Source organism: Actinoplanes octamycinicus (genome assembly GCF_014205225.1).
Lineage (GTDB): Bacteria > Actinomycetota > Actinomycetes > Mycobacteriales > Micromonosporaceae > Actinoplanes > Actinoplanes octamycinicus.
In genome coordinates, this window is record NZ_JACHNB010000001.1 from 8,149,384 (window position 1) to 8,169,910 (window position 20,527).

Here is a 20,527-nt window from a genome sequence, read left to right on the forward strand (position 1 = left end):
CTCCGCGAGTGCAGGCGGTCCCGTAATCGATCACCAAACGCGGCATGCCGGGCTGCATGACGGACAGTCAAACAGATGATCGCCGATGCGTCAGCCCCTTAATGGCGGGCATCGGAGCTATTTCTCGCCATAAATCGTCCGTGACGGCAGCGCGGTCACAACGAACTGTCGCTGCAGATACATCCCGCAGTCACCGAACACGCGCCCTGAGCGCTGACGCCGTCACCACCGATGACGCCATTAACAAATTTTAAATTTGTCAATTTTCGTTTCCGTCACGCTTTCGCCACCGACCTCGCGGTTCGCGGCCTCCAACACTGCAGGATCCACAGCTCTATCTCTGACTCCAGCCAGATCCGGCCGAGGCTCAGCTCTGTGTACGGCGCTGGGAAATCCTCGCGGCAGGTGAGCTGCTGCACGCGCTGCCGGCTGACCCCAAGCCGCTTGGTGATCTCACCGGAGGCCATCAACCGAGGTCCTTGGCCCCGACGCCAGCAGCGCACACGATCCAGGTCGCCGTCCGTCGTCCCTTCCCCGCTCATCGCGCCACCCGACGTTCGCCCGTGCGCCGGTGGTCCGACCCATTGGCACGTTCCGTTGGCGAGGTCGCTGCGGTGTTCTGCTGCGACATCAGCGCCCATTTGGTGGCGTTCTTCGTAGCGAAATCGTCGACGACCGAGGGGTTGATCGTGCCCCCGGTCGAGCGCCGTGCCGGCCATGCCTCGGTCACGTGTGAGCGGCGGTCCCGTGCCATCGAAGTCCCTTTCCGGTGAAGAAGCCGAGCGGTGCGGCGGCCGCACGTGCCCGGGGGCGATCGGGTGCCGGGTGCGCATTCGGAGACGTGGGATGCGCGCCCGGCGGCCGGGCCCGACGCGTAGGGCGCCGGGCCCGGGGCCGGTCACCGCGCGGGCGGGCGGGGCCCGCGCGGTGGCGGGGTCAGCGGTGACCCGGTGACAGGGTGCCGCTGACCGTGAGGGCGAGAATCTGGGCAACACCCCGGGCGTGGCCGCTCGGTTCCGGTGTGCCGCCGGTCCTCGCCGGACTCAGGTCGGGGGCCGCCACATCGGGTACAGGTTCGGGCCACCCGGAACGATCGGGTACGGGGTGAGCCGCTCATAGCCGTACCGCTGGTAGAGAGCGCTGTTGCGCTGTCCGGTTGCTTCCAGGTAGGCGGGCCGGTGCTGCTGGTCAAGCTGGCTGTGCTGGTGCTGCAGCAGCGTGCTGCCGAGCCGGTGGCCTTGCTCGCCGGGTCGCACGGCGATTAGGGCCAGGTAGGTGTGTGGTCTGCCGTGGGGATGGTGTCGCCGCATCGCTTCGTCGAGGGCTTGGAAGCGGGGCAGGGCGGTGCCGGTGATCGCGGCGAGCCGCTGGTCGTAGTCGGTGATCGGGGCGATGGGCTGGTCGGTGATGTCGTACCAGACCGCGGCGGCGCCCTGGTCGATGAGGTGGACGTGTCCGTGTGCGGTGGCGTGTTCGGCGAGCATGGTGAAGTAGTCGGGGTAGATGCGGCGGCGTACCGTGCGGTCGGGTTCGAGCCAGTCGGCGAGGTCGCCGTCGAGGAACGCGGCCGCGAGGATCCGAGCGATCTTGGTGGTGTCCTGGCTGGTGGCGCGGCGGATGCGGGTGGCGATGTCAGTGGGTGCCATCAGGCGTCCCACCGGCCGCTCGGGGTGGCCGGCTGGCTGGTGGCGTCCATCAGCGGCCTGGTGGCGCCGGCGCCGATGACGGCGTAGACGCGGGGCCGGGCGCCGCGTAGGCAGAGCGCCCACAGCATGCCGAGCAGCGCGGCGATCGCGAATCCGCCGGGGAAGATCCACCGCCAGGGTGAGGTCGGGGCGACGCCGAGCAGCACGTTGAACTGCTGCACGGTCAGGTAGAGGATCCAGCCCAGTGCCCCGGCGGCCACGACCGGCGCGAGCAGGCCGCGGCCGGCGCCGACCCCGATGCGGTTGTCGGGGTGCAGGAAGTAGGCGGCGACCGCGATCGAGGTGACGAACATGAGGATCAGGACGCCGAGCCCACCGGTCACGGTGATCCAGAAGAACAGGTTGATCATCGGGTCCCAGCCGGCGTAGGCGTAGGCGCAGAGCACTGCGATCGCGATGACGCTTTGGGTGAGCGATGCGACCTTGGGCGAGCGGGAGCGGACGCTGGTGCGGGCGAGCGCTCGGGGTAGGACGCCTTCGCGGCCGAGGGCGAAGAAGTAGCGGGCGCAGGTGTTGTGGAACGACAGGAGGGCGGCGAACAAGCTGGTGATGAACAGCAGATGCCCGACGATGAGCAGGAGCGACGGCAGATACGGGGCGGCCAGGTCGAAGATCAGTTCGGTGCCGTGCTCGGTCGCGGCGGCCACAATCGCGTCCGGACCGACCGCGACGGTCATGGCCAGCGCGCACAGGCTGTAGAGCACGCCGATGATCGCCAAGGCGAGGTAGGTGGCTCGGCGGACGGTGCGCTGCGGATCCCTGGACTCCTCAGAGAACACGGCCGTGCCTTCGAAGCCCACGAAGCCGGTGATCGCCGTGACCAAAACCGCGCCGATCCCAGGGGTGAGCAGCTGCGCCGGGGTGATGGCCGTGAGGTCGACGTGGCCTGCGGCCGGATGAGTGACGTGCACGCCGGCGAGCACAACCGCGACGGCGATCTCCGCGATCAGCAGGACGGCCAGGACCCGGCCGTTCAAATCAATCCGCCGGACCCCGAGCACGGCGACCAGGACCCAGCCGGTCAGCGCCCACAGCCACCACGGCGTACCCCAGCCGGTGTGCGCGTCGACGAACGCGGCGGTGACCACGCCCAAGCCGCCGTAGAGACCGATCTGCATCGCGTTGTAGGCCACGACCGCGATCGCTGAGGCTCCGACGCCGGGGATTCGGCCGAGGCCGTGGGTGACGTAGGTGTAGAAGGCGCCGGAGTTGACGACCTGGCGGGACATCGCCACGTAGCCGACCGAGAAGACACCCAGGACCAGGGCAACGAGCAGATAGCCGACCGGGATGCCGATCACGCCAGTGACGGCCCAGCCGGTGGTGGCACCGCCGGCGATGACGGTCAGCGGCGCGGCGGCGGCCATCACCATGAAAACGACTGGCCATACACCGAGCCGGCCCGCGGCCAGGGTCTGCTCGACGGTGTTCACCGGCCGGGTTCGAGAGGGATAGGACACGGAAGAAGCTCCTGTCAGACGACGAATCCGAGAAGCGGGGAACCAGGGGTGGGAGGGCGGCTGGTCAGACGCCGACCGTGATGGTGTTGCTGACCAGCCGGTCGAGGTGACGCAGCAGGTCGGGGACCGGGTGCCGGGTGCGTCGGCTGTCCTGGCAGAGCCGGTCGATCACATGAGCCGGGCTGCTGAACACCCGCTGGTACACGCCGGTGGACAGGCACAACCCGACCAGCACCCGATCGAACTCGTCGAGCTCGCGTCCGTGCTCGGCGGCGGTGTTCAACCGCGCGCAGGCCCAGTACGCCCGGTTGTTGCTGGTCGGCTCGTAGACGACCCGCGGCGGCCCGAACAGCAGCCGCCGGCGGGGCACCTCAAGGAGGTCACCGGACCGCACGAGCCGCTGCGCCACCTGGTGGTAGATGTCAGCCCGGCCCGTGGTGGGCGCGGTGGGGCGGGCGGACAGGTAGCGCAGCCAATCCAGCACCGGCAACGGCTGCGGCTGGCTCGCGATCTCGGTCAGGACGGTGTGCGCGAGCGCCTCCTGCGGCGGCCGCTGATCGGTGACGACCAGAAGGTCGTTGTCGACCGTGACATGCCCGGTGACCGCCAGCTCGGCGATCACCGCACAGGCCAGCCCGGCACCGGCGAGGTCCCGGTCGACGCGCAGCCGGGCACCGTCATGGGCCAGACGGAACAGGTCGTCGGCCAGCAACGGCCACGACGTCTTCCGCGCCGGTGCCGGGCTGTAGCGCTGGGAGGAGGCGGCCGGATGGCCGGGTACCGCGGCATAGGGCGCCTCCACGGTCGGCAGCTGCTGCGTCTGTCTCGACGCGGCCTGGTCGAAGACCGGCTGCGGCGGGTAGCCGGACGGGGTGGGGCCGGCGGCGTGCCGACCCGGTGACACCGACGGGCGCGGATCGGAGTGTTCCCACGGATCAGGCAAAGGCATAAGACCCCCGAACGAATACGGACACACGGATAGGAGGAGACGGTGTGAGCAGCGGGTACGGCATGCGGTGCACGAGCGGCAGGCGCCGCTCCCTGCCCCGCCCTGGAGGCACGCGGCCCGGCCAGGAACATCCCGGCTGGAACGGCACGGGAGCTGTCTGGCGAGTACCGGAACGCCTCGGCGTGCACCGGCGTTGACGGCGTGCAGGGCAGGCCGGACAGTTCCTGCAGCGTGAGCCGCTCACCCCGGCATCTGTTCGGTCCGGCGCTCACTGTGCCCCGATGACTGTCGATCCGGCTGGCCGTAGTGACCGCCACTCGGCGAGCTGCTCGGCGGCCAGGCGGTCCTGCGCGGCCATCGCCGCGACCAGCTCCGCCTCGGTGCAGCCGGCTGCGTGGGTGAAGTGGCGCCAGCGCACGCGGTGTTGGGCCCGAAAGCCGGCCGCTTCGCCGTTGCGGCTGTCCCACCAGGTCACCGACCAGCCCGGGTGTTCACGATCCAGGCGCTCGCAATCGTCCAGCCGCTCGTCGGGCCAGCCGAGCCGCTCGGCGATCACCCGCCGGTTGCGCCAGGACAGGCTGGTCTCGTCCGGCCCGGTCACCGTGTCACCACCAGAGCAATGGCCGGCCGCCGCCGGCTCTCGTGAACCTGGCCGGTTCTCAGGAACGGGCGCCGGGCGATCCGGTTGGTGCATTGCTGGCCGATGCCGGCGCCGCACGCCGGACAGCTCACCGCGAACGGGTGGATCTGCTGATCGCCGGCGCGCATCAGGACACCTCGCAGAACCGGTCGATCGACCACACCAGCTCGTCGGGGTAGACGCACTCCACCGACTCCTCGCCCCCGGGCCAGGGCCTGCTCGCCTGATACACCCACCGCTGCGGCGAACAACCGGGCAGGCACAGCGCCGGGGCGTAGCTCACGACCCAACCCGGCAACTCACTGGCAAGCAGGGAGACCGCCATCTGCGGGTCGAGGGGCCAGACTCGGGACCGCCGGACCGGCCGCTTCACGGCAGCCTCCGGATCAGCGCGGCGAGCGCGGCCTGCTGCCGCCGAGCCGGGCACGGATACGCGTCCACCCCGCACCTGCACCCCACCGTCCACGGCCGGCAACGCCTCCACCGCCGGCACCGACCGTGCCCGATCACCGTGCTGCGCATACCCGCCTCCGCCCTCCCGCTCCAGTCTCGAAGCGATGGCGGCCGCGCAATCCCAGGTACTCGACGAGACCGGCCGCCACCGCGCTTATGGGCGACAACGGGCAAGCCTCGCGATCGGGGTGAACTCCTGGTCACCTGCCCGCCGCCGCACCAGGAAAGGTAGGGCGACGGTGAGCTGATGAAAGGGAGAGTTTCTCCCCCTAGCCGACGTATCCCCCGTCGCCACCCAACCCGATCACCAACGCGAGTTCGCGGGCATCCTCACCGACCACGCCGGGCCGGTCGACCAGTTCGGCCACTGCCGCCCGGGCCACCGGGTGGTGCTTGGTGGTGTCGTGGGACTCTCGCAGTGCCTTGGCCAGGTGGTAGAGCACGCCGACGTCGTCCTTCTGCGACCGGCGCTGACGGGCTTGCTCGATCAAGAAGAATGCTCTGCGAGTGTGGGACGGCAGCGTTCGCAGGGCGACCTTCTTGGCGGCCTGCTCGGCCTCCCCGAACCGGGCCAAGTCCGTTTCGATCGTCACCCGGTAGATGTCCACTGCGGTGACGCCGTACATCAGCCAGGGATGGTGGTAGGTGCTGCCGAGGCTGCGAGCCACGTCGGCCGCCGTATCCCAGTGCCGCCAGGCGGCGCCGGCCCGGCCCGCCTTCGCGTGTGCGAGCGCCAGGCCGAGGTGCACCTGCCCCCATACCGCGCGGGTGTCCGGTAGCTCGCCGGGTTCGAGCTGACCAAGCGCGTCGGTGAGGACGTCGACCGCAAGGTCGGTCTGGCCGCTGGAGCGGTAGAGGTGCGCGTAGTACCAGGCGGCGATCGCCACTGCGACCGGATCGTCAGCCTCCTGCGCCGCGCTGAACGCCCGGTCCGCGCTGAGCCAGGACAGTTGCTCGGCCGGCTGGTACGCGTTGAGCAGCTGCACCAAGTGGTACACCCGGGCCAGCTCGACACGGGCCCGACGCTGATCAAGGCCGTTAGCCGCCAGCACGGTGGCCCGGGCGACGGCGACCAGGTCGGGCAACACGCCAGCGATCGCGGTTCGCTCGGTCGAAGTTCGGTGCCAGGTTTGCCACGCCATGTCCACGCGGCCGACCAGCTCAGCGACGGGGATCGCATGGTACGCGGACGTGATCGGCTTAAGCAGCGCCGCGGTGACCACATCTGTTCCGGTCACCGCAGCCTTGGTGGTACTGCTCAGCGGAATTCCTGGAGTGCCGGTCAGGTCGGACAGGTCGTCGACGTCGAGGGCCTCGGCGAGATGGATCAGCATCGGAAGTCGGGGCTGCATGATCCGTCCGGTCTCCAGGTGCTTGACCCAGTCCGGTGACCGGCCGACCAACCCAGCCAAGACCGCCCGGGACTTGCCGGAGCGTTCGCGCAGGGCGCGCAGCCGCATACCGAAGAGGTTCTCGTCCGGACTGGTCATGGGGTGCCCCTCCCACGGTCGATGCCTCGACGGTACCGCCCTGCGGCGCGCGCGAGGGGAGTGAATCCGTTCCGACGGAGACCAATGCCTATCATCCATGCTCGACCTTGCAACCCCTTGCGCTGCGATATCAACCGGTCACGAAGGATTGCACCCAGGTGCATCGCCGCAGTACAGAACTCGCACGGCCAGCAAGCAGAACCCCCGGTTTCCCACCCCCACGAAACCAACGGTTTGGCCTACGTCGTGTATAGGCCGGTCAAGGCCAGCACCTACCAGCCACGCGACGAGCCCACCGTAAAGGCGCCCGGACCGGTCGAAATCCTGCAGAGGCTGCCGGCCGTTCACCCGCACTACTCGTCTTCCCGGGCATCGCCTGCCTCGATCGCCTCAAGGCGGACTGCACCGCCGACCATGCCAGCGCCGGCTGAAGGTGCTCCGGAGGAATCAGCGTGGCCGTCACCGATGCCGACAACGACCTAACCGCAGACAGCAGACCGACGGCCCGTCCATCTGCTCGTCGTCACTACCCGAACGCTGCCGCCTGGTACCCGCATGATGCGCAGCGTCAGAATCCGCAGCCGAGTCAGCCGACTCCGCAGCGGGCCAGACTAGGTATTGCGAAGCCATTTCCCATCCCGGCAGCCATATGACGCATCCAGGACTTCCGGCGGCAACCTGTACCACCACAAACTTACTCCTATCTATTTCCGGGGTTGTTCGCAAGAGCGAACTCGGAGTACCGATGGGAGCCCATGCGCCGTACCTGGCACCTTGTCGCCGCGATCATCACCGGAACCCTCGGCGCCGCGGTTATCACCGGCCCGGCCGCCACCACCCCGCCCGCAATCCCCAGCAAAGCGACCGCGCAGAGCCAGCTCAACGCACTGACCGTCGCCGCCGAAGCCAACGCCGGCACCTATGACCGGAACCTGTTCCCGCACTGGATCACCATCTCCGGCAGCTGCGACACCCGCGAAACAGTCCTCAAACGCGACGGCACCAACGTCACCACCACCTCCACCCGCTCGGCCACCGCCGGCAGCTGGTACTCCCCGTACGACGGCGCGACCTGGACCGCCGCCTCCGACGTCGACATCGACCACATCGTTCCGCTGGCCGAAGCATGGCGCTCCGGCGCCAGCACCTGGACCACCAGCCGCCGGCAATCCTTCACCAACGACCTCACCCGGCCCCAGCTGATCGCCGTCACAGACAACGTCAACCAAGCCAAAGGCGACCAGGACCCGTCCACCTGGCAGCCCCCACGAACCGCCTACCGCTGCACCTACGCCAAGATGTGGATCACGGTGAAGCACTACTGGGCTCTAAAGCTGCAGTCGTCGGAGAAGACCGCCCTGCAGACCATGCTCAACACCTGCACCACCTGAGACCAGCACCCAGAGACGCATGTTGGCTCCGGGCGCCTGGGCTTCGGCACGACGCAGCTCACCGGCCCCGGCCACCGGGAACTGCCCGGAAGCCGCTGGCAGAGTGGTGTCGGTCCTTAAGCGGCTGGGGAACGATCGGTTCTCCGACGGCCCCGCCGTAGCACTCTCAACCCCGGCAGCCAACGATGCCCGGCCCTGCGGCACCTGGCCGGAATCAGGCTCCGGCCGCCCCCGAGCGGTGAAGGTCCTGGACCGCGTTGCCGGGCATCATCGGCCGATACCCGGACGCGGCAGGCGTTCGCCACGCAGGCGGATCCTCGACCGCCGCCTGCAGCCGCTCGGCTACCTCGGCCACCACCTCACCGACCGCCTCGGGCTGCACCCGCTCGTACGCGCTCTGCTCGTCGCTCAGGTCGTCAGCCAGATCGGTGGTCGAGCCCGGTACGGCCTCTTCGAGGGCGCGGGCGATCCGCAGTGCGCCATGCGCGCCCACCTCGTACTCGCGGCAGGCGGTAGCGGTCGCGTCGAGCACCGCCGCGGCAGCGGCGACATCATCCCGGTCGGCCTGAACGGAACTCACCTTGGCAGGGTACGGCCGCCGACCCTGGGCCATCCGGAGATCCGGCAGATCCGGCTGGCGTCCGACCGCTCTCTGGTGAGCCGTAGCCGGGCGCCGACGAGACCCCCCGGCGCGGACCGCCTCGCGCAGCGACCGCGCCGCCATCTGCCCGGCGACCGGGTCGGGTCAGCCCGGTGCCGCAGTACAGCGCCAGCCAGCCGAGCTGAGCGACACGACGCGTTAAGCCGTCGGGCGACCAACCAATATGCCCCAGTAGAGGAGCGACCCCGGGGATAGCTCGCTCAGCAGCCAGCCGTCGTCCGGCCGCCCGGTCAGGGTGACCGTCCAGTCCAGCAGCCCCTCCGGCGTTGGTCCGCCATCATGACTAGCGACAGGCCGACCTGCGGCTTCATCAACACAGCGCTATTAGCTTCATCAGCGGCGGTCGGCAGGATCGACGAGGCATGCGCCCATGGCCGGCAAGCCGTCGATCTCGCTACACGTACCGCCTCGGTGCGAGCGGTCCAATGCGTAGCTCAACTCCGGGCTGACCTCATCCCTTACGAGGGAGAAAAGATCGTCACTGAGCTGGTCGACTACATACACGAGGTGCTACCGGCCGCTGGTTTTGTTCGCGAGTTCGGGTGCCAGATGTCGCTGAGTTTCGGCACCACCGAGATCTCACCTATTTCGATGTTCGCGAGTTTGGCTCCACCCCGACCGAGACCCTTCAGGCGTCGCCGGTCGGCCCTATCGTTCACGCAGGGTGACGGGTGGCTGAGATAGTGCGCGCCTTGTCTGCGGCGGATCCGTGTACGTGATCATGGGAAGGGCAGCGGATCGGCACCGTTCAGCCGGTGGGTCGTGTCGGTAGGCGGCCGGCGAGGGCGTGCACCTCGTCGGCGTAGACGCTCCAGAGATCGCGGGAAAGGAAGTGGCCGGCGTCGGGCACGATGCGCAGCCGGGCGGAGGGCACGGCGGCGGCGATGTCCCGGGCGGCGCCCGGGCGGACCAGCGGATCCTGCGCGCCGTGCAGGACCAGGGCGGGTGCCGTGATCCTGCGCAGTGGGCCACCGGACCATGCGGCGCCGATCTGGCGGCTTTGCGCCTTGGCGTCGCGGAAGCTGGTGACCTGGTGTGCGGCCTCCTTGGCGACGAGATCGCGTACGTCGTCTTCGGTGATGCGCTGGCCGGAGGCGGCGAGGATCCGGGCGAGGGCTACGGCGAGGCCAAGGTCGCCTTCCGGGGTGGCGGGGTAGTGCAGGCGTGCGAACTTGACCAACGGCGCGACGTGCAGATAGCGCAGGACGCGCAAGCCGCGGGCGTCGCTGGGAACGGCCGCGGAGCTGGTCAGACTGAGTACCCGGCCGGGGTGGCGGATCGCAATGCGCTGGGCGACGAGACCGCCCATCGAATGGCCAAAAAGGTGCGCGCGTTGCCAGCCGAAGGCATCGAGAACGGCGATCGCGTCATCGGTGAGGTCCTCGGCAGTGTAGGCCGACGGTGAGCGGCGCAGCAGGGCCGCAACCGGTGGGCCAGTGTGCCGGGCGGCGGGCAGGTGGGTGGACTGCCCGGCGTCGCGCTGGTCGTAGGCGGCGACGTGAAAGCCGCGGCGGACCAGCTCGGCGGCCAAGCCGTCGGGCCACCAGAAGCGGGACGTGCCCAAGCCCATGACCAGCAACAGCGGATGGCCTCCGGCCCCGCCGAGGTCTTCGACGGCGATCCGGATCTCGCCGTTACGTGCGTACTGCGTCATCGTCTGCGGCCCTTCAAATTCGCGAACAGCGTACGCGAACACCGTATGCGAAGATGGGACGCGACGAAAGAGACGCGGGAAAGGAGCGGCACGTGACCGGGCACCAGGAACCGGTGATCTGGCTACGCCGGGAACGCGCCGCGGGCGGCAGACCGGCCGAACGCAGCCGCGCCGAGATCACCGCGGCCGCGGTACGGCTGGCGGACCAAGAGGGCCTGGAAGCCGTTTCGATGCGGCGCGTCGCCGGTCTACTCGGCACCGGGGCGGCGTCGCTGTACCGGTACGTCGCCACCCGCGACGACCTGCTCGACCTGATGATCGACAGCACGGCCACCGAGTACCAGTTGGTCGCGCCCAGCGGCGACTGGCAGACCGACCTGCTCGCCCTCGCCCGGCAGGCCCGCGACATCATGCGCCGGCACCGATGGCTGCCCGCCCTAGTCATCGGCCGACCGGCGCTGGGACCACACGGGACCGATTTGCTCGAGCACGTTCTCGAAATCCTCGACGACCATCCCGCCGAGCCGGCCCGCAAACTCGAAGCGTTCGCCCTCCTCAGCGGCGTGACCGCGCTGTTCGTCCAGAGCGAGACGGCCGCCACCAGCGCCGCACGCCATAGCGCATACCTCCGCCACGCCGCCGCATCGGGGCACCACCCGCACATCGCCGCCCTGGTCGCCGCCACCCCGAGCAAGCCACAGCCGTCGGAGCCTTTCGCCACCGTGCTCGCCGGCGCCCTGGCCGGCGTGCTCGGCTCTCCAACGGATCACGTTTGACATAGGACACAGCAGCTCACCGAGGCACGCACCGCAGACCTGTCCAACCCGTTACCGGATATCCGCACATCGGACCCGCGCACCCGCGCGCCGCGTGGCTTCATGATCGCTTGCACGCAGCGTGAGCCGGCTCCTAAGGAACCGTCGGTGCCGCCCGCCGGGCAAGACCCGCAAGTGGTGCCGGTTCTCACGAATATTGCCGCGATCGGTGCCGGCAGAGTGGTGCCAAAAGTCGTGAACATCTGGCGCCCAAACTCGCGGACGAAGCCGGGCCGCTATCTGACTCGCGTACGGCAGATCAGCCCGCAAGGTGTTCAAGGTAGAACTCGAGCTCGGCCTCCAGCACCTCCGCTGCGGCCTGCTGAGCTGACAGCGAGTGGCGAGCGCTGACGACAAGTAGTCGGTGCGCAGCACCACGAGCCTCCAAAGCGTCAGCGAGTTGGCTCACCTCGCTCAGCGGAGCGACGTGGTCGTCACTCCCGTGGATCAGCAACACCGGCCGCTCGATCCAGTCGGCTCGCACGGCGCCCGCTGGACCGGTCAGTTCAGCGGCATGCGGTCGTTGCCAGCGCGGCGCGGCCCGTTGCCACCGGTGCGGATCGATGATTGCCGAGCGCGCCACAGCGCCTGAGAAGACCGATCGCCGCGACACAGCCTGCAGAGCGGTGTACCCGCCGGCGCTGGCACCGGTGATGAACACTTGCCCGGCCCCAGTACGCCCTGATGCGATTAGATACTCGGCTACAGCGGCGCAGTCCTCCACGTCCGCCGTCCCCATCGCCCGTAGAGGCCACGGCGGAACTCGCGTCCGTAGCCCGAACTGCCGCTGATTGGCTCGTAGGCAAAGTCAACCCGTCTCTCTCGGTAGATTCGATGGGTCCGGACCCCGTGTCGCCGGCCACCTCACAGGATCGGCGTCGATCTAATCCCCCGACCGCCCCCAGATGGCAACGAGCGCGGGAGCCGCTCCAGGCTGGCCCATATCCAGCGAGGCCCTTGCGGGGATCTCTGTAGGCCGCCTCGAACTGCTCCCGCGTCGGAGCCTTCATGCCCAGTAACGCCGACACCTCTTGGGGCCTCAACAGCCGCAGCGTGCCGAAGCTATCGGAATCCTCCGAGGCGACTACGCGCAGTATGTCAAGGATGGAATGCGTCCCTGTATCGCCAGCACCAGAGCTGGCGCGGAGGTATTCGAGGTTTACAGGCCTGGCCGGTTCCCAGCTGTCGCTCTCCTCATACGCCGGCGATCCCGGCTTCCGCGCCGCGACGTTCGCGGTGATCGATTCGAGGCGGCAACGCCTACCGGGTTGCCGGCCGAGCCGGTCGCAGTCGGCGTCGTGCTGCTGTGCCCCACCGAGCCGGGACCCAGCGGGACGGCGTCACCGGGCCGGCTCGGGTTCGGCCTCGGCGCGTTCCTCTGCCGGCCAGCGGATCGGCGCCAGCACGGCGGCCAGCATCAGCGTGGCCAGCACGACCACTCCCATCCCCCAGACCAGCCCGGCCCGGTGCGCGACGAAACCGATCACCGGCGGCCCGGCCAGCAGACCGGCGGTTCCCGCCGACGCCACCAGGCTGAGCGTTCGCGAGCCGGCCCGGGCCGCGGCGACGTAGAGGCACGGTGTCACGGCCGCCATGCCGAGCCCGACGCAGGCGAACCCGGCCAGCGCGGTGATCAGGCCACCGAGCACCAACGCGGCGCCGAGTCCACCGGCGGCCACCACGGCACCGGCCAGCACCACCCGCTTGTCGCCCCACCGCCGCCGCCACCGGTCGGCGAACACCCTGGCGACCAGCATCACCGCGGACACCACGGCGACCCCGAGCGGCGCCAGCTGCGGGGCGGTGTGCACCACGTCGCGCAGGTAGAGCGCCGACCAGTCGTTCATGGCACCCTCGGTCAGCTCGCCGAGCACCATCGCCGCGCTCAGCGTCAGGGTCAGCAGGGAGGGGACGAGCCAGCGCCGGCGTTCCCGGTCGCCGGTGGCGGGCCGTACCGCCTGAGCCTCCGCGGGGAGCAGGCCGGTCCGCGCGGCGGCCAGCAACAGCAGCAGGATCAGACCGGCGAGCAGAAAGTGCACCGGCAGGGCCCGGCTCAGCGTGGTCACCGCCGCAGCGACCAGCGCGGCGGCGAGCACTCCCCCGCTGAAGACCGCGTGCAGCCCGGCCATCGCCGTTCTGTCATAGCGGGTCTCCAGCGCGGCCGCCTGGGCGTTCATGGCCACGTTCAGGCAGGCGACGGCGACCCCGTCGGCGAGCAGGATCGCCACGGCGACCGGGAACGTCCCGGCCGCGGGCAACGCGGCCAGCACGGCGAGCAGGGCCACCGCCGCAAGGCGGGCCAGGCGATCGGAGCCCAGCCGCCGGATCAGCCAGGCGACGGCGGCGAACGAGACGGCCGCACCGGCTCCGGGCGCCAGCAGCAGCAAGCCGACCCGCTGCTCGTCCAGGCTCAGGCGGTCGCGCAGCTCGGGGACTCGCGACACCCAGGTGCCGTACTGAAAACCGAGAAAGCAGAAAAGCGCGCCGATCGCGATCCGCGATCGGTGGAACGGATCACTGACGAAAGACATCCCGGTTCAGCCCTCCCTGTCCAGGTGGCGGGTCATGTAGGTGGCCGGCGCGCGGTAACCGGGTGCGAGCGGCACGCCCGGCCGGGCGACGAAGCCCCGGTTCTGCCAGAACCGGCGGCTCTGCCCCACCGCCACCAGGGAGATCTCCGTGCACGCGCGGTCCCGGCCACGCCGCACCAGGCGATCGAGCAGCAGCCCGCCCAGCCCCCGGCCGCGCCACCGGGTATCGGTCACCAGGTCGTGCAGGTGCAGGTTGGCCGACTCGTGCGCGGCCGTCTCGGGGTGGATGAGATCCGGGCAGCCGCCCGGCGGGTAGGGCAGCGCGATCAGATATCCGGCCAGCTCACCGCCGATCTCGGCGACCATCGAGGTGGCCGGCGAGGTCGCGGCCCGCGATCGCAGCACTGCCGGATTCTCCGATAGCCCCAGTTTTCGGTACGCCTGCCGCTCCAGCTCCACGATGCCCGCCCAGTCGGCCTCGGCGATCTGCCTGACGATGGGTGTCATGCCGTCGGCATCCTCTCCCGCCCGGCCGGCGCGAGGTCATCGCCGAGCGCCCGGTGCGGCAGCGCGTCGAAGCCGTTGAAGCCCCGGGTCGCGTAGCTGAGCGAGTAGGCGCCGGTGGAGAAGATCCAGACCGGATCGCCGGATCGCAGCCCACTGGGCACCGGGTGATCTACCGCGAGGACATCGTCGCTGTCGCAGGTCGGTCCGGCGATCACCGCGGGGGTCAGCCGCTCGCCGCCGTGGTCCGGGAACTCCAGCCGGTAGCGCAGCTGGTCCGTCTCGTACAGGCCATTGAATCGGCCGCAGCTCAGGAAAAGCCATTGCCGCCGGCTGCCGTCGCGGTGCCGCCGGCTGGTCAGCCGGACCACGTGCGCCCGGATCGCGCCATGGTCGGCGACCAGGTGCCGGCCGGGTTCCATGACCAGCTCCAGCGGGGCGGGCGCAATCTCGCGCAGCCGCCGCATCCCGGCCGTGATCGCCGCCAGCATGGCGCCGGTGTGCGCCACCCGGGGCCGCCCGCGCCGGTCCAGATAACCCTCGGCCGGCAGGCCACCGCCGAGGTTGACGTGGTCGAGGTGGATGCCGCGGCGGTCAAGCGCGCGGATCGTCGTGGTGAGGGTGGCGAACGCCGCTCGCCAGGCGCGGGTGCCGGTCTGCTGGGAGCCGACGTGCAGCGACAGCCCGGCCGGGACCAGCCCATGGTCGGCGGCCGCGCACAGGGCGGTGACCGCCTCGCCGGTCGTGCACCCGAATTTGTCGCTCAGCCCCCACAGCGCGCCCGCGCCGCTGGTGGCCAGCCGGCAGAACACCCGTGACCCGGGCGCGTGCGCCGCGATGGCGCGCACGTCGGCCACTGTGTCGGTGGCGAAGTCGCGGATGCCGAGCCGGTACGCGGCGGCGATGTCGTGATCCGACTTGATGGTGTTGCCGTAGTGGATCCGGTCCGGACCCACCCCGGTGCGCAGTGCCTGGCCGATCTCGCCGGGGCTCGCCGCATCGAACCCGGCGCCGTTCGCGGCCAGCACGGCGAGCACCTCGTCGGCCGGGCAGGCCTTGACCGCGAAGCGGACCCGCAGCCCGGGCAGCTCGCGCGTCAACGCGTGATAGCGGTTCTCGATCCCGGCCAGGTCGAGCAGCAGCTGGTCCTCGGTCGCCCCGGCGAGTGCGGTGCGCAACGTCATGGAGTCCCTCATCAGCATCCCCCGAGCAGGTCGGGCGCGGCCTCCCGGCTGGCCTGGACGAGGGCCGGCCATGCCTCGATCAGCAGCGCGAAGTCCTCGAAGTCCTGGGCCACCTCGGCGAGCAGCGTGGCCCGGCGGGCGGCGAGCGCGGCGGCGGCGGCGGTGTACCGGCCGCCGAGGCCGCGGTAGGCGGTGTCGAGCCGGTCCAGCCGGCGCACGTTCGGGGTGTGGTCGAGCCATACCGCGGCGCGGACCAGGTCGACGACCGGCGCGGCCCGCAGCTGGTGCCGCTCGTCGAGCAGCGTGTCGCCGGCCCGCTCCAGCTCCCGGTAGATCACGTGCAGGTAGCGCATCGAAAGGAAGAACTTGGCCAGCCGCATGTGATAGGCGAGGAAGGCGGGCATCGCCTTGCGGTCGGGCGTGTGGAAGTTGACGATGTCCCGGTTGTGCAGCACACCCGGTAACTGGGCGTGCCGGACGAGGTGGAACAGGAAGTAGTCGCTGCCGATCGCCTCGGTCATCGGTGGCAGGGGCATCTGCTCGTGGATCCGATGGAAGCTGATGTTGCACATGTCCACCCGCATCGGGTCCACCAGGTCGAGCCGGGTCCGGTCCCGGTCGAACGAACGGGTTCCGGCGCCGGTGAACGACTCCGCGACCAGCCGCCGCAATCGCGGCTCCGGGGTGTTCTCGGGCGCCCACAGGCTGACGATGTCGTAGTAGGCCCGCGGGTCCCGGCGCCTGATGTCGTCGATGTCGACCGAGAGGTCGCCGATGAAGGAGCCGCCGGCCAGCACCACTGGCTTGTCGTGGTGTGCCGGGTCCAGCGGGGCTTCGGTCACCGCGCCGGCCACCTCGCGCGCCGGCCGGCCCAGGCACCGTAGTTCCTGATCGATCGGATGGACCGGCTCGCCAGCGGACCGCTGGTAGGCGAAGTCGGAGTCGCGCCGGTGCACCGACTCGCAGCCGAGGGCGGCCGCGATCAGAAACGCCCGGTTGGTGCAGGCGCCGTAGGAGACCGCGCCGGGCAGCATCAGCGTGTCGATCAGGTCGGGTTTCGGTACGCCCGCCGTCCGACTCGTCGCCGCCAGGAACCGATGCTGCCGCGGCTCGTCCAGGTGCAGGATCTCGACCGAGGGGTGCGCCGGCCGGGTGGCGATCACCGCGGCGTGCGCGGCACGGGTTGCCGCGTCCGACGAGTCGAGGACGAGCATCGTGACGTGCACACCGAACGTGCGGGCGGCATGGACGGCCTCGGCCGCGACGGCTTGGATGGCGGGACCGCAGGCGCGATGGGTGGGCAGGGCCAGGCAAATCTTGCGCACGCCGGTCACCGCCCTCGTCCCGCGGACCGGGCCGGGGTCGGCCACGGGGTGAGTCCGAGCAGTCGTTCACCGAGTTCGGTGAGCTCGGCCCGGCCGTACCGCAGCGACTCGTGCCGGATCGGGTCGCCGATCAGGGTGGGGTTCCATTCCGGGGTGCTCAGGTCATGCCACGAGCGGATCCGGGAGCGGACCAGCTCCTGGTGGGTGGGCAGGGCCGGCATCATCGACAGGTACTGCACCGCGCGTACCCGGTCCGCGGATCGGTTGGGCAGCACGCCGTGTGCCACCTGACCGTTCCAGATGAGCAGGTCACCTGCCTTGAGGTCGGGCTGGATCACCGGGTGGTCCGCCCGGTCCAGGTCCGGCCGGACCGGGTCGCGGTCCAGCGGCTGACCGGCGCGCCACTGCTCGAACCGGCGGAACAGTTCCGGCGAGCACTGGAAACCGCCCAGCTCGGGCCGGGTGTCGTGCAGGGCGATCAGGCCCTGCACCCGCTGCGGCATGACTGGCTTGGTCGTGTCGACGTCCCAGTGCAGGTCGATGTCGAACCCGCGGCCGGTCGCCGGGATCAGCGCCCGGTCCCGGTTGCCGACGTTCGGCGGGTTCAGGTTGAGCCGGTCGAGCGTCACCCACAGCTCCTCGCAGTCCCACACGTCGACGAAGGCGTCGTAGACCCGCGGGGCCTGGCGGCTGTCCCAGATCAGCTGGTGCTGGTAGGCCTCGACGAAACCGTAGATGTACAGGTCGCGCTCGAGTTCCGAGGAGAACTCCCGGTCCGGGTACCAGGTCTGCGGGCGGTCCGGGTCGAGGCCCTGGAATCGCCAGGCGAAATCGAGCAGCCGGCGCGCGTGTGCCGCGGGGACAGCCTCGGGCACGACGACGTAGCCGTAGGTCTGCCAGAACGCGTAGTCCGCCTCGGACAGCACCCGCAACTTCTGCTTCTTCGGTACGTCGCGCAGTGGAGTCTCGGCCAGGTAGGTCTCCCCGTCCCGGCTGAAGTAGGGCCGGTCCGAGGCGGCTCGGTGCAGGTATCCGTCAGTCAGCGACACAATGGCTCCCGGAGAGGTGGTGGGATTCGTTCCGCGTCCGGCGCCGGCCGCCGTAGCGATGGGTGAGCCCGCTGCCCAGCACCGCGATGCCGATGCCGGTCCAGAGCAGCAGGGGGTGGTCCAGGCCGGCGCCGATGATCGCCGGGCCCACCGCGTACGACACCGTCCAGGTGAGCTGGAAGACGGCCATGTACGGTCCCTCATCGCCGGACGGCGCCAGCTGGACGGCGGCGGCCGCGGCGCTGGGCTTGGAGGTCAGCTCGGCGACGGCGAGCAGCGCGGCGACCAGCACCGCCGTGCCACCGGCCCAAGCGGCCGGCAGGATCGAGATCGCCGCGGTCAGCGCCACCGCGCACCCGGCCAGGGCGATGGCGGCGGCCATGATCCGCGACCGGGTCAGCCGCACGGTCAGCCGGCTCAGCGGCATCTGGAGCACCGAGATGCCCGCGTAGCGGGCGGCCACCACGAGCGTGGGCCAGTAGGCCGGCAGGCCGAGCACGGTGACCAGGTAGATCGGGAAGGCGACGGTCGGAATCAGCCAGGCGAAGGAGAGCAGGGTCTGGGACAGCACCAGCGCCCGGAACGGGTGATCGCGGATCGCCGACCGGACCGAGGCCCGGGGCCGGTCCGAGGTCCGCTCGTCCATCACCGGGGCCGGGATCTCGGCGCTGATCAGCACCAGGGCCGCCACCACCGAGCTGACCGCGTTGGCGGCGAGCGCCACCGACAGACCGGACCGGCCGGCCAGCGCCAGCAGACCGGTGGCGGCCACCGCGCCCAGGCCCAGACAGGTGGTCTTGAGGAAGTTGACGAAGGAGAACCACCGGGTCAGGTCCGCGCCGTCGGTGGCCCGGGCCAGCGCGGTGGGCCAGGCGGCCCCGTACAGCCGGTCCGCGCTCATCACCAGCAGCGCGGCGCCGAGCACGGCCCCGAACCCGTCGGCGACGAAGTACAGGCCGTAGCCGGCGGCGGTCAGCAGGTTGCTGGCGACCAGACAGTTACGCGGACCGTACCGCTGGATGAGCCGGGCCCCGGCCGGGATCATCAGGAATGACGCCAGCGAGCCCAGGGTGATCGCCGTCCCGGCCACCGCCGGCGGGATCGACCGGGCCTCAACGAGGAAGAGCAGGCTCAGCGGGAGGAACAGGCCCGCCCCCGCGGTGTCGATGAGCACCGACACCATCAGCCGCCGGAAACCGCGACTGGGCATGACGGGCAGGACCGTCGCGCGGGACCACGCCATCATGTGTGTCACCTCCGTACCGGGTCACGTGTCATCGGCCAGATCGGTCAGGAACCACGGCTTCTCGCGCGGCTGCAATGCGGTGTCGAGCAGGAACGCATCGGTCTCGGTGATCGGCGGCAGCTTGTCGAGCGGGAACCAGGCGACGGCGAGCGACTCGTCGTCGTTCACCCGGGCCTGCCCGCCGACCATCCGGCAGACGAAGCTCAGGTCGAGGAACTGGACCTGGTCACCGTTGGCGCAGACGGTGGGTGGCAGCGAGAGGACGCTGGCGAGCCGTTCGACGGCGACCGTCACGCCGGTCTCCTCGAGCACCTCCCGGACGACGGCCACACCCGGTTGCTCACCGGGCTCGAGGATGCCGTGCAGCAACGCCCACCGGCCGGTGTCGGAGCGGCGGTTCAGCAGGACGTGTCCCTCGTGCAGCACCACCGCGGTGACGCCGGACAGCCACAGCGGCGCCGTACCGATGCTCTTGCGCAGTTCGAGAATGAAGTCGGGAGTGGGCATCGCTCATCCCGCCGCGGCCGGTTCGGGGGCGGCTTCCGCGGACGCCAGCGGCATGCCCGGCGCCGCCCGGGCGATCAGGACGCCGGCCCGCGGGTATCGGGCGGCGAGGGCGGCCCGGATCCGGGTCGCGGCGGCTGTCGCCTGGCTGGCGTGGCACACCCCGACCATGGCGCCGCCGCCACCGGCGCCGGTGATCTTCAGGCTGAGCCCGGCCTCCCGGCGCGCGAGATCGCGCAGGCTCTCCAGGACCGGGTGCGACATCCCCACGTCCCGCATCGCCTCGTGTGCCCGGTCCACCTCGGACACCAGCGCCGGGAGGTCCTCGGCCAGGATGGCCGACCAGGCCGCCGCGGCGGCGTGGTCCGCGCGGTCGACGTACCGCGCGAGACCGCTGTCGCCCGCGGCGTGCCGGCGGCGTGCCTCGGCGAGGTGACCCACCGTGGACTTCGGCAGGGCCGAGTCGACCACGATCAGCCGCCACTCGGCCGGGAAGGGCGCGTGCCCGAGCAGCAGCGGCGGCGTGCCGTCCCGGCCACCGGTCAGCACGGCGTCGCCGCGGATGATGGCGGTCTGGTCCATGCCGCCGCCGTGACAGATCGCGTACTCGAAGTCGAACGACCAGGACAGCAGGGTCTCGTCGCTGATCGGCAGACCGAGGTGCGCGGTGAACGCCCGGATCAGCCCGATGATCAGCGAGGAGGACGAGGAGAGCCCGCTCGCCAGCGGCGCCTCGGCGTCCACCGTGACGCTCGGCCGACGGACCGGCACCCGATCGCCGCGCTGCCGCAGGAACCGCCACACGGCGTTCGCCGTCCGTGAGACGCCGCGGTCCTCGGCGACGTCGTCGTGGCACAGGCGGATCCGGGTCGGCAGGTCGACTGCCACGCATACCGAACGGTGGCCCAGCCAGTCGAGATCCTCGCCGGCCAGGCAGGCACGGGTGTTCGTGGAGACGGTCAAGG

General features: G+C 70.5%; 20 protein-coding genes. 2 read left to right on the forward strand and 18 right to left on the reverse strand.

The window, feature by feature from the left end; genetic code table 11:
• Positions 1-1,043: 1,043 nt before the first annotated feature.
• From BJY16_RS36835 to BJY16_RS36865, 7 genes are all read right to left on the reverse strand, one after another.
• Entirely contained in the window at positions 1,044-1,646 is a 603-nt protein-coding gene (locus BJY16_RS36835) for a GNAT family N-acetyltransferase (RefSeq protein ID WP_185044169.1), read from the reverse strand.
• Positions 1,646-3,166 (reverse strand): APC family permease, encoded by a 1,521-nt coding sequence (locus tag BJY16_RS36840; RefSeq protein WP_373873442.1) that lies wholly within the window; start codon positions 3,164-3,166, stop codon positions 1,646-1,648. Before BJY16_RS36840 ends, BJY16_RS36835 begins: the two co-directional genes overlap by 1 nt.
• Positions 3,167-3,230: 64 nt before the next feature.
• The gene (locus tag BJY16_RS36845) at positions 3,231-4,109 is read right to left on the reverse strand and encodes a GOLPH3/VPS74 family protein (protein ID WP_185044170.1); all 879 of its coding nucleotides are present in this window, start codon (positions 4,107-4,109) and stop codon (positions 3,231-3,233) included.
• A gap of 274 nt (positions 4,110-4,383) precedes the next feature.
• Positions 4,384-4,716 (reverse strand): hypothetical protein, encoded by a 333-nt coding sequence (locus tag BJY16_RS36850; RefSeq protein WP_185044171.1) that lies wholly within the window; start codon positions 4,714-4,716, stop codon positions 4,384-4,386.
• The gene (locus tag BJY16_RS36855; RefSeq protein ID WP_185044172.1) at positions 4,713-4,883 is read right to left on the reverse strand and encodes a zinc finger domain-containing protein; all 171 of its coding nucleotides are present in this window, start codon (positions 4,881-4,883) and stop codon (positions 4,713-4,715) included. Before BJY16_RS36855 ends, BJY16_RS36850 begins: the two co-directional genes overlap by 4 nt.
• Entirely contained in the window at positions 4,883-5,038 is a 156-nt protein-coding gene (locus BJY16_RS36860; protein WP_185044173.1) for a hypothetical protein, read from the reverse strand. Before BJY16_RS36860 ends, BJY16_RS36855 begins: the two co-directional genes overlap by 1 nt.
• A 439-nt stretch (positions 5,039-5,477) precedes the next feature.
• A complete protein-coding gene (locus BJY16_RS36865; protein WP_185044174.1) occupies positions 5,478-6,698 on the reverse strand; it encodes a helix-turn-helix domain-containing protein in 1,221 nt (406 codons plus the stop codon).
• A gap of 755 nt (positions 6,699-7,453) precedes the next feature.
• Between BJY16_RS36865 and BJY16_RS36870 the strand changes: the two genes are divergently transcribed.
• On the forward strand, positions 7,454-8,089 hold the full coding sequence (locus tag BJY16_RS36870; protein WP_185044175.1) for an HNH endonuclease family protein: 636 nt from the start codon (positions 7,454-7,456) through the stop codon (positions 8,087-8,089).
• Between the two features lie 214 nt (positions 8,090-8,303).
• Here the strand turns inward: BJY16_RS36870 and BJY16_RS36875 are convergent, their stop codons facing one another.
• Both BJY16_RS36875 and BJY16_RS36880 read right to left on the reverse strand, forming a co-directional pair.
• Positions 8,304-8,669, reverse strand: a complete 366-nt coding sequence (locus tag BJY16_RS36875; protein WP_185044176.1) for a hypothetical protein — start codon at positions 8,667-8,669, stop codon at positions 8,304-8,306.
• An 829-nt stretch (positions 8,670-9,498) separates the two neighbouring features.
• Positions 9,499-10,446: an alpha/beta fold hydrolase gene (locus tag BJY16_RS36880; protein ID WP_239177309.1), complete on the reverse strand. Its 948-nt coding sequence runs from the start codon at positions 10,444-10,446 to the stop codon at positions 9,499-9,501.
• A 50-nt stretch (positions 10,447-10,496) separates the two neighbouring features.
• On the opposite strand from BJY16_RS36880, the gene BJY16_RS36885 reads away from it, so the two are divergent.
• The gene (locus tag BJY16_RS36885; RefSeq protein ID WP_203759028.1) at positions 10,497-11,180 is read left to right on the forward strand and encodes a TetR/AcrR family transcriptional regulator; all 684 of its coding nucleotides are present in this window, start codon (positions 10,497-10,499) and stop codon (positions 11,178-11,180) included.
• Between the two features lie 298 nt (positions 11,181-11,478).
• Here the strand turns inward: BJY16_RS36885 and BJY16_RS36890 are convergent, their stop codons facing one another.
• The 9 genes from BJY16_RS36890 to BJY16_RS36930 all read right to left on the reverse strand — a co-directional run bounded on the left by BJY16_RS36890 (position 11,479) and on the right by BJY16_RS36930 (position 20,525).
• A complete protein-coding gene (locus BJY16_RS36890) occupies positions 11,479-11,958 on the reverse strand; it encodes an alpha/beta hydrolase family protein (RefSeq protein WP_239177311.1) in 480 nt (159 codons plus the stop codon).
• A 601-nt stretch (positions 11,959-12,559) separates the two neighbouring features.
• Positions 12,560-13,750, reverse strand: coding sequence for an MFS transporter (locus tag BJY16_RS36895; RefSeq protein WP_185044179.1), 1,191 nt, complete (start codon positions 13,748-13,750; stop codon positions 12,560-12,562).
• A 6-nt stretch (positions 13,751-13,756) separates the two neighbouring features.
• Positions 13,757-14,257 carry a GNAT family N-acetyltransferase gene (locus BJY16_RS36900; protein WP_185044180.1) on the reverse strand — a complete coding sequence of 167 codons (501 nt, stop codon included), beginning with the start codon at positions 14,255-14,257 and terminating at the stop codon, positions 13,757-13,759.
• Positions 14,254-15,438, reverse strand: a complete 1,185-nt coding sequence (locus tag BJY16_RS36905) for a type III PLP-dependent enzyme (protein ID WP_221502079.1) — start codon at positions 15,436-15,438, stop codon at positions 14,254-14,256. The genes BJY16_RS36900 and BJY16_RS36905 overlap by 4 nt, the downstream gene beginning before the upstream one ends.
• 11 nt (positions 15,439-15,449) lie before the next feature.
• On the reverse strand, positions 15,450-16,763 hold the full coding sequence (locus tag BJY16_RS36910) for a DUF6271 family protein (RefSeq protein WP_185044182.1): 1,314 nt from the start codon (positions 16,761-16,763) through the stop codon (positions 15,450-15,452).
• 5 nt (positions 16,764-16,768) lie between these two features.
• Positions 16,769-17,812 carry a phytanoyl-CoA dioxygenase family protein gene (locus BJY16_RS36915; protein WP_185044183.1) on the reverse strand — a complete coding sequence of 348 codons (1,044 nt, stop codon included), beginning with the start codon at positions 17,810-17,812 and terminating at the stop codon, positions 16,769-16,771.
• Positions 17,799-19,058, reverse strand: coding sequence for an MFS transporter (locus BJY16_RS36920; protein ID WP_203759030.1), 1,260 nt, complete (start codon positions 19,056-19,058; stop codon positions 17,799-17,801). Before BJY16_RS36920 ends, BJY16_RS36915 begins: the two co-directional genes overlap by 14 nt.
• 21 nt (positions 19,059-19,079) lie before the next feature.
• Positions 19,080-19,565, reverse strand: a complete 486-nt coding sequence (locus BJY16_RS36925) for an NUDIX hydrolase (RefSeq protein ID WP_185044184.1) — start codon at positions 19,563-19,565, stop codon at positions 19,080-19,082.
• A 3-nt stretch (positions 19,566-19,568) separates the two neighbouring features.
• Entirely contained in the window at positions 19,569-20,525 is a 957-nt protein-coding gene (locus tag BJY16_RS36930; RefSeq protein WP_185044185.1) for a GHMP family kinase ATP-binding protein, read from the reverse strand.
• Positions 20,526-20,527: the final 2 nt, after the last annotated feature.

Coding starts and splice junctions, on each gene's coding strand:
- BJY16_RS36835 (WP_185044169.1), bottom strand. CDS start 1,646: ATGGCACCCACTGACATCGCCACCCGCATCCGCCGCGCCACCAGCCAG.
- BJY16_RS36855 (WP_185044172.1), bottom strand. CDS start 4,883: ATGCGCGCCGGCGATCAGCAGATCCACCCGTTCGCGGTGAGCTGTCCG.
- BJY16_RS36865 (WP_185044174.1), bottom strand. CDS start 6,698: ATGACCAGTCCGGACGAGAACCTCTTCGGTATGCGGCTGCGCGCCCTG.
- BJY16_RS36870 (WP_185044175.1), top strand. CDS start 7,454: ATGCGCCGTACCTGGCACCTTGTCGCCGCGATCATCACCGGAACCCTC.
- BJY16_RS36890 (WP_239177311.1), bottom strand. CDS start 11,958: ATGGGGACGGCGGACGTGGAGGACTGCGCCGCTGTAGCCGAGTATCTA.
- BJY16_RS36895 (WP_185044179.1), bottom strand. CDS start 13,750: ATGTCTTTCGTCAGTGATCCGTTCCACCGATCGCGGATCGCGATCGGC.
- BJY16_RS36900 (WP_185044180.1), bottom strand. CDS start 14,257: ATGACACCCATCGTCAGGCAGATCGCCGAGGCCGACTGGGCGGGCATC.
- BJY16_RS36905 (WP_221502079.1), bottom strand. CDS start 15,438: ATGACGTTGCGCACCGCACTCGCCGGGGCGACCGAGGACCAGCTGCTG.
- BJY16_RS36920 (WP_203759030.1), bottom strand. CDS start 19,058: ATGATGGCGTGGTCCCGCGCGACGGTCCTGCCCGTCATGCCCAGTCGC.
- BJY16_RS36925 (WP_185044184.1), bottom strand. CDS start 19,565: ATGCCCACTCCCGACTTCATTCTCGAACTGCGCAAGAGCATCGGTACG.